The organism is Streptomyces sp. SM1 (genome assembly GCF_002910825.1).
Classification (GTDB): domain Bacteria; phylum Actinomycetota; class Actinomycetes; order Streptomycetales; family Streptomycetaceae; genus Streptomyces; species Streptomyces okerensis.
Window position 1 is genome coordinate 1 of record NZ_NEUB01000905.1, and the last position, 7753, is coordinate 7753.

Sequence of the window (7753 nt, forward strand, 5' to 3'; positions counted from 1 at the left end):
GAGGACCTGGACGGCTTCGCGCCGCTCCAGCGCGGGCTGCTGCGCACCGCCCTGGAGTCGGTACGCGTGGGCGGTGTGGTCGGCTACGCCACCTGCTCGCCGCACCTCGCCGAGACCCGGGCCGTGGTCGCCGACCTCCTCAGGCAGTTCCCGGACGCCGGCCTGCTCGACGCCCGCCCCCTGCTGCCCGGTGTCCCCGACCTCGGCGACGGGCCCGACGTACAGCTGTGGCCCCATGTGCACGGCACCGACGCGATGTACCTCGCCCTCATCCGCCGCACCGGCTGACCCGCCGAGACCGCGCCGGTGGCCGTGCGAGAGGAGGGCCGCGGGGCCGGGGCGGTGCGCGCGGGCCCGCGGATGCCGTCCGCGCAGCGGCACCGCTGCACGGAACCCCCGGAGGGCATGGCAGTCTAGGTCCATGGCCCCGCAGATCAGCCCCAGCATCCTGTCCGCCGACTTCGCCCGCCTCGCGGACGAGGCCAGGGCGGTCGGGGGAGCCGACTGGCTCCACGTCGACGTCATGGACAACCACTTCGTCCCCAACCTCACGCTCGGCGTGCCGGTCGTGGAGTCGCTGGCCCGTGCGACGGACACCCCGCTGGACTGCCATCTGATGATCGAGGCCCCCGACCGCTGGGCGCCGCAGTACGTGGAGGCGGGGGCCGGATCGGTCACCTTCCACGTCGAGGCCGCCGCCGCCCCGGTGCGGCTCGCGCGCGAGATCCGGGCCAAGGGCGCCCGCGCCTCCATGGCGCTCAGGCCCGCGACGCCGATCGAGCCGTACGAGGACCTGCTCCCCGAACTCGACATGCTGCTGATCATGACGGTTGAGCCCGGCTTCGGTGGGCAGGCGTTCCTCGACATCATGCTTCCGAAGATCCGCCGAACCCGTGAGCTGATCAGCAGGCACGGTCTGGAGCTCTGGCTCCAGGTCGACGGCGGAGTCTCGGAGTCCACCATCGAGCGGTGCGCGGACGCCGGCGCCGATGTCTTCGTCGCGGGTTCCGCCGTGTACGGGGCGTCGGACCCGGCCGAAGCGGTACGTGCATTGCGCAACCAGGCGGAGGCCGCGACGGCGAAGGCATCGTGGGCATGCGGCCACTGAGCGTCAGGAACATGAACGGCGCCCGGCAGGGCTGATCGACCGCGCCGGATCTGCAAGGATGAACGGCGAATCCAGAGTGTGAACAGCAGTGAGGAGATCGCCGTGTCGGGTATGTCGGCGGGCCGGTCAGCCATGCGGATGGGACCCGCTGAGCTGGTGCAGGCGGCGGCCATGGCCCGCCGCTTCTACCTCGAGGGCAAATCCAAGATCCAGATCGCCGAGGAGTTCGGCGTCAGCCGCTTCAAGGTGGCCCGGGTCCTGGAGACCGCCCTCGAACGGGATCTCGTACGGATCGAGATCCGCGTGCCGGCCGAGCTGGACGCGGAGCGCTCCGACGCGCTCCGTGCCCGCTACGGCCTCAGGTACGCCGTCGTGGTCGAGTCCCCGCCCGAGTCCGAGGAGACTCCCGACCCCGAGAACCTGGGAGAGGTGGCCGCCGACCTGCTCGGCGAGCTGGTCAACGAAGGGGATGTGCTGGGTCTGGCCTGGGGCCGGTCCACCATCCACATGGCGGCGGCCCTGGACCGGCTGCCGCCCTGCACGGTCGTGCAGCTCACGGGCGTGTACGACGCCGGGACCGCCGAGCGCGGCTCGGTGGAGGCCGTACGGCGCGCCGCGCAGGTGTCGGGCGGCGACGCCCACCCCATCTACGCGCCGATGCTGCTGCCCGACGCGGCCACCGCTCAGGCGCTGCGCCACCAGACCGGGATCGCGCGGGCCTTCGAGTACTTCGACAAGGTCACCGTCGCCTGCGTCTCCATCGGATCCTGGGAGCCGGGCATCTCCACGGTGCACGACATGCTCAGCGACGAGGAGCGGGCGCACTACGCCTCCCTCGGGGTCGCCGCGGAGATGTCCGCGCACCTCTTCGACGCCGAGGGGCGCCGGGTGGGCAGGGACCTCGGGGAGCGCTGCATCACGGTCAAGACGGACCAGCTGCGCCGGGTCCCGGAGGTCGTCGCGATCGCGGGCGGACAGCGCAAGGGCCCCGCGATCGACGCCGTACTGCGCTCCGGACTGGTCACCAGCCTGGTGACGGACACGTCGGCCGCGGACTACCTGATGACGGCGGGACCGGCCCCGCGGTCCGCCCTCAACCGCGCGGACCCGGATGGCCCCTGACAGCGGGTGACGCGGGAGCGGGCCTGGCAGCATCGGCCGCATGGTGCTGCGACAGGCCCTGCTTCCGCGTCTCCTCGCCTGCCTGCTCGTCCTGCTGGCCGGCTGCTCGTCCGCCGGCGACGGCGGCGGGGCGCCCGCGTGGGCCGACGGCATGCCCACCGTCCAGGAGGCCGATCTGCCCGCCGAGGCGCAGCGCACCCTCGACCTCGTCGACACGGGCGGGCCCTTCCCCTACGAGGAGGACGGCACCGTCTTCGGCAACTTCGAGGGGCTGCTGCCCCAGCGGGAGAACGGCCACTACCTCGAGTACACCGTGAGGACCCCCGGAGCGACCGACCGCGGCGCACAGCGCATCGTCTTCGGCGTGGAGGGCGAGACGTACTGCACCGACAACCACTACGCATCGTTCACGGCGGTCCTCAGATGACGCACGAACTCACCGGCCGGATCATCGTCGCGCTCGGCCTCGACGGCGTCACCGACAAGGCGGGGCTGATGGACCGCTGCGCCCGTGCCCTGGACCTGCCCGACTGGTTCGGCCGCAACTGGGACGCCCTGGCGGACTCCCTCGCCGACCACACGCTCTGGCCCGAGGCCGCCGTGGAGCGCGGGCTGCTCATCGTCGTACACGGCTGGCGGGCGTACGCGGACGCGCGCCCCGGGGAGTGGGCGGCCGCCCGGGACGTGTTCGCCGGGGCGGTGGACCGCGCCGCCTCCCTCACCGTGGCACTCGCCCTTGGAGGATCCTCCGAGCAGCGCTCTGACCAGGCTGGATGATCGGACCGGGGAGGACGCCGGAGTCGGCATGGGACAATGAAGTACGTGCTCTTCCCCCTGGCTGTCCTGTCGGGGGGCCACCTCTGATCGACTGGGATGTGCAGCACGTGCGTTTCCTCAACGACATCCAGCCCGCGTACGACCTGACGTACGACGACGTCTTCATGGTGCCGCGCCGCTCCGCGGTCGGCTCGCGGCAGGGCGTGGACCTCAGCTCACCGGACGGCACGGGCACCACCATCCCGCTCGTCGTCGCCAACATGACCGCCATCGCGGGCCGCCGCATGGCCGAGACCGTGGCCCGGCGCGGCGGACTCGTCGTCATACCGCAGGACATCCCGATCGAGGTCGTCGCCGAGGTCGTCTCCTGGGTGAAGGGCCGCCACCTGGTGCTGGACACCCCGATCGTGCTGGCCCCGCACCAGACGGTCGCCGACGCGCTCGCCCTGCTGCCCAAGCGCGCGCACAACGCGGGCGTCGTCGTCGACGACGGGTACCGGCCGGTCGGCGTGGTCACCGACACCGACCTGTCCGGGGTGGACCGCTTCACCCGGCTCGAGGAGGTCATGTCCAAGGACCTGATCCTCATCGACGCCGACATGGACCCGCGCGAGGCCTTCAACACCCTCGACACCGCGAATCGCCGGTACGCCCCCGCCGTGGACCGGGACGGCCGCCTGGCCGGCATCCTCACCCGCAAGGGCGCCCTGCGCGCCACCCTCTACACCCCGGCCACCGACGCGCGGGGCAGGCTCCGGATCGCCGCCGCCGTCGGCATCAACGGCGATGTGGCGGGCAAGGCCAAGCAGTTGCTGGAGGCGGGCGTGGACACGCTCGTCATCGACACGGCGCACGGCCACCAGGAGTCGATGATCAGCGCGGTCGCACTGGTGCGCGGCATCGACCCGCAGGTGCCGGTCGTCGCGGGCAACATCGTCTCCGCCGAGGGCGTCCGCGACCTGATCGAGGCGGGCGCCGACATCATCAAGGTCGGCGTGGGCCCCGGCGCCATGTGCACCACCCGCATGATGACCGGCGTCGGCAGGCCCCAGTTCTCCGCCGTCCTGGAGTGCGCCGCCGAGGCGAGGAAGTACGGCAAGCACGTGTGGGCCGACGGCGGTGTCCGCCACCCGCGCGACGTGGCCATGGCCCTCGCGGCCGGCGCCTCCAACGTGATGATCGGCTCCTGGTTCGCCGGCACCTACGAGTCCCCGGGCGACCTCCAGCACGACGCGAACGGCCGCCCCTACAAGGAGTCCTTCGGCATGGCCTCCGCGCGTGCCGTGCGCAACCGCACCTCCGAGGAATCCGCCTACGACCGTGCCCGCAAGGCGCTGTTCGAGGAGGGCATCTCCACCTCCCGCATGTTCCTCGACCCGGCCTCCCCCGGAGTCGAGGACCTGATCGACTCGATCATCGCGGGCGTCCGCTCCTCCTGCACCTACGCCGGCGCCGGCTCCCTGGAGGAGTTCGCCGAGAAGGCCGTCGTCGGCGTCCAGAGCGCCGCCGGCTACGCCGAGGGCAAGCCGCTGCACGCCAGCTGGACCTGACGGCCCCTCCGGGAACGGGGCGGGCGCGCGAGGCCCGCAGAGCCCGTGCAACGAACACCCGCCCCGCCCCGGGGAACGCAACGATCTTGCGCCGGTGCGCAAGGTTGCTGCATTTCAGCAGCAACTGAGAACCTCGTAGGGTTACGCGCTGTACGTGGTGCGGCGGGGACCCCGCTCGACGGGTCCCGGCTGTCGCGGGACGCCGTCGGTCCCTGCCGCGGAAGACCGGCAGCGTCGAAGGAGTCAGCGCGTGCTCGACCAAGGCGCACCCCCGCACAACGGCGGTCCCGCCGCCCCGCAGGCCCCGGGTCCCGGCGCGCGCCTCATGCGCCGCAAGCCCGTGGAACGCCTGGTCGCCGAGGGTGGCCAGGGTGAGGGCGGCTCGCTGCGCCGCTCCCTCGGACTGTGGCAGCTGACCATGATCAGCATCGGTGCCACCCTCGGCACCGGCATCTTCGTCGTCCTCGGCGAGGCCGTCCCCAAGGCCGGTCCCGCGGTCACGCTGTCCTTCGTCATAGCCGGCCTGACGGCCCTCTTCTCCGCCCTCTCCTACGCCGAACTGGCCGGCACCATCCCGGTCTCCGGCTCCTCCTACTCGTATGCGTACGCAACGATGGGCGAACTGATCGCCTGGGTCTGCGGCTGGTGCCTGATGCTGGAGTACGGCGTCTCGGTCGCCGCCGTCGCCGTCGGCTGGGGTGAATACCTCAACGAACTCCTCGACGGCACCATCGGCGTCACCATCCCGGCCGCGCTGTCCGCCCCGCCCGGCGACGGCGGAGTCTTCAACCTGCCCGCGCTGGTCGTCGTCCTGCTCGCCATGGCGTTCCTGATGGGCGGCGCCCGCGAGTCCGCCCGCGCCAACACCGTCATGGTCGTCGTGAAGATCGGCGCCCTGGTGCTGTTCTGCGCCATCGGTGTCCAGGGCTTCCGCTCCGGCAACTACGAGAACTTCATGCCGCTCGGCATGGCCGGCGTCAGCGCCGCCGGGGCGACCCTGTTCTTCTCGTACATCGGCTTCGACGCCGCCTCCACCGCCGGCGAGGAGGCGAAGAACGCCCAGCGCGACCTGCCCCGCGCGATCCTTCTGTCCCTCGCCATCATCACCGCGCTGTACGTGCTGGTCGCCGCCGTCGCCGTGGGCGCCAGGCCCTGGCGGCAGTTCACCGACTCCGAGGCCGCACTCGCCCAGATCATGAGCGACGTCACCGGCCAGACCTTCTGGGGCACCCTGCTGGCGTTCTGCGCCGTCATCGCCATCGCGAGCGTCGTGCTGACCGTGCTCTACGGCCAGACCCGCATCCTGTTCGCCATGTCCCGGGACGGGCTGGTGCCCAAGGTGTTCGGCAGGGTCAGCCCGAAGACCGGCACACCCCGCGCCAACACCCTGATCGTCTCCCTCTTCTGCGGTGTGCTGGCCGCCGCCGTCCCGCTCGGCCGGCTCGCCGACGCCACCAGCATCGGCACCCTCTTCGCCTTCGCGCTGGTCAACGTCGCCGTCGTGGTGCTGCGCCGGTCCCGCCCCGACATGCCGCGCACCTTCCGGGTGCCGCTGTCGCCGCTGCTGCCCGCCGTCGGCTTCGCGTTCTGCCTGTGGATGATGGGCAGCCTGTCCGCCGTCACCTGGGCGGTCTTCGGTGTCTGGATGGCCGTCGGGCTCGTGTTCTACTTCCTTTACGGCTATCGCCGCTCCCGGCTCGCCGCCGCACCGGCCCCATCAGAAGCGAAGTGAACCACCCGCCGTGCTGAACGATCTCGACGAACGCATCGTGCACGCCCTCGCCGAGGACGCCCGCCGCTCCTACGCGGACATCGGCCAGCTGGTCGGCCTGTCCGCGCCCGCCGTGAAACGGCGGGTGGACCGGCTGCGCGCCACCGGGGCCATCACCGGATTCACCGTCCGCGTGGACCCCGCCGCCCTCGGCTGGGAGACGGAGGGGTTCGTCGAGATCTACTGCCGCGGCAACACCTCACCGGAGACCATCCAGCGGGGTCTGGAGCGCTACCAGGAGGTCGTGGCCGCCTCCACCGTCACCGGCGACGCCGACGCGGTCGCCCAGGTGTTCGCCTCCGACATGCGCCACTTCGAACGGGTCCTGGAGCGCATCGCGGGGGAGCCGTTCGTCGAGCGGACCAAGTCCGTGCTGGTGCTGTCCCCGCTGCTGCGGCGGTTCTCGTCGGGATCGCCCGCGTAGCCCGCGGGGTCGCCGACACTCCCTCGGTCGCCGACAGTCCCGAGGTTGCCGACACTCCCTCGGTCGCCGACACTCCCTCGGTCGCCGACACTCCCGCGGTCGCCGACACTCCCTCGGTCGCCGACACTCCCTCGGTCGCCGACACTCCCGCGGTCGCCGACACTCCCGCGGTCGCCGACACTCCCTCGGTCGCCGACAGTCCCGAGGTTGCCGACACTCCCGCGGTCACCAAAACGACGGGCGGGATCGGTTCCGGCCCGTCTAGCATGGGTGTCATGACCTGGCGACATTGATCCACCAGCCGCGCCTCCCGAGGGCCGCCTCGGACGCCGTACGTCCTCCACGTCCGGTGTCCGAACCGCCCTTACGGGAAGGCCTCATGACTCTCACGCCCACGCGTGGCCCCGACGTCCGCGTGCGACGGCTGACCACCACGCTGTACGGCTACTCGTTCCTCGAAGACTTCATCCTGCTCTACCCGGTCTACGCGCTGCTGTTCAGCGACACCGGGCTGTCCGTCTGGCAGATCTCCTCCCTGTTCGCCCTCTGGTCCCTCACCGGCGTGCTCCTGGAGGTCCCGTCCGGGGCCTGGGCCGACGCCGTCTCCCGCCGGCTGCTGCTCCGGCTCGGCCCGCTGCTGACCGCCGCCGGCTTCGCCCTGTGGGTGCTGTTCCCGTCGTACGGGGCCTTCGCCGCCGGCTTCGTGCTGTGGGGCATCGGCGGGGCCCTCGGCTCCGGCGCGCTGGAGGCGCTGGTCTACGACGAGCTGGACCGGCTCGACGCCGCCGACCGCTACGCAGGGATCATGGGCCGGGCCCGCGCGGCCGGACTGGTCGCCGTGATGGCAGCGATGGGACTCGCCGGCCCGGTGTTCGCCCGGGGCGGCCACACCGCCGTGGGCGCCGCCAGCGTGCTGGCGTGCCTGCTCACGGCGGCCGTGGCACTCCGGTTCCCCGAACACCGTTCCCCGGCGGCCGGACACGACAACTGGGCCGGGGCCC

8 protein-coding genes and 1 pseudogene are annotated in these 7753 nt (G+C 72.1%); all 9 read left to right on the forward strand.

The window, feature by feature from the left end; all coding sequences use genetic code 11:
* Positions 1–288: pseudogene (locus tag B9S61_RS30400) on the forward strand (rRNA cytosine-C5-methyltransferase); the annotation flags it as partial.
* A 133-nt stretch (positions 289–421) separates the two neighbouring features.
* Positions 422–1108, forward strand: a complete 687-nt coding sequence (gene rpe, locus B9S61_RS30405) for a ribulose-phosphate 3-epimerase (RefSeq protein WP_103545106.1) — start codon at positions 422–424, stop codon at positions 1106–1108.
* A gap of 78 nt (positions 1109–1186) precedes the next feature.
* Positions 1187–2230, forward strand: coding sequence for a sugar-binding transcriptional regulator (locus B9S61_RS30410; protein WP_103545107.1), 1044 nt, complete (start codon positions 1187–1189; stop codon positions 2228–2230).
* A gap of 40 nt (positions 2231–2270) precedes the next feature.
* On the forward strand, positions 2271–2657 hold the full coding sequence (locus B9S61_RS30415; RefSeq protein WP_103545108.1) for a ribonuclease domain-containing protein: 387 nt from the start codon (positions 2271–2273) through the stop codon (positions 2655–2657).
* Positions 2654–3007 (forward strand): barstar family protein, encoded by a 354-nt coding sequence (locus B9S61_RS30420; protein WP_103545109.1) that lies wholly within the window; start codon positions 2654–2656, stop codon positions 3005–3007. The genes B9S61_RS30415 and B9S61_RS30420 overlap by 4 nt, the downstream gene beginning before the upstream one ends.
* 107 nt (positions 3008–3114) lie before the next feature.
* Complete coding sequence (locus B9S61_RS30425; protein ID WP_181007611.1) at positions 3115–4557, forward strand: GuaB1 family IMP dehydrogenase-related protein; 1443 nt, start codon at positions 3115–3117, stop codon at positions 4555–4557.
* Positions 4558–4807: 250 nt separating this feature from the next.
* Positions 4808–6289 carry an amino acid permease gene (locus B9S61_RS30430; protein WP_103545111.1) on the forward strand — a complete coding sequence of 494 codons (1482 nt, stop codon included), beginning with the start codon at positions 4808–4810 and terminating at the stop codon, positions 6287–6289.
* A 10-nt stretch (positions 6290–6299) separates the two neighbouring features.
* On the forward strand, positions 6300–6752 hold the full coding sequence (locus B9S61_RS30435; RefSeq protein WP_103545112.1) for an Lrp/AsnC family transcriptional regulator: 453 nt from the start codon (positions 6300–6302) through the stop codon (positions 6750–6752).
* A 379-nt stretch (positions 6753–7131) separates the two neighbouring features.
* A partial coding sequence (locus B9S61_RS30445; protein ID WP_146064997.1) for an MFS transporter occupies positions 7132–7753 on the forward strand: 622 nt, incomplete at its 3' end.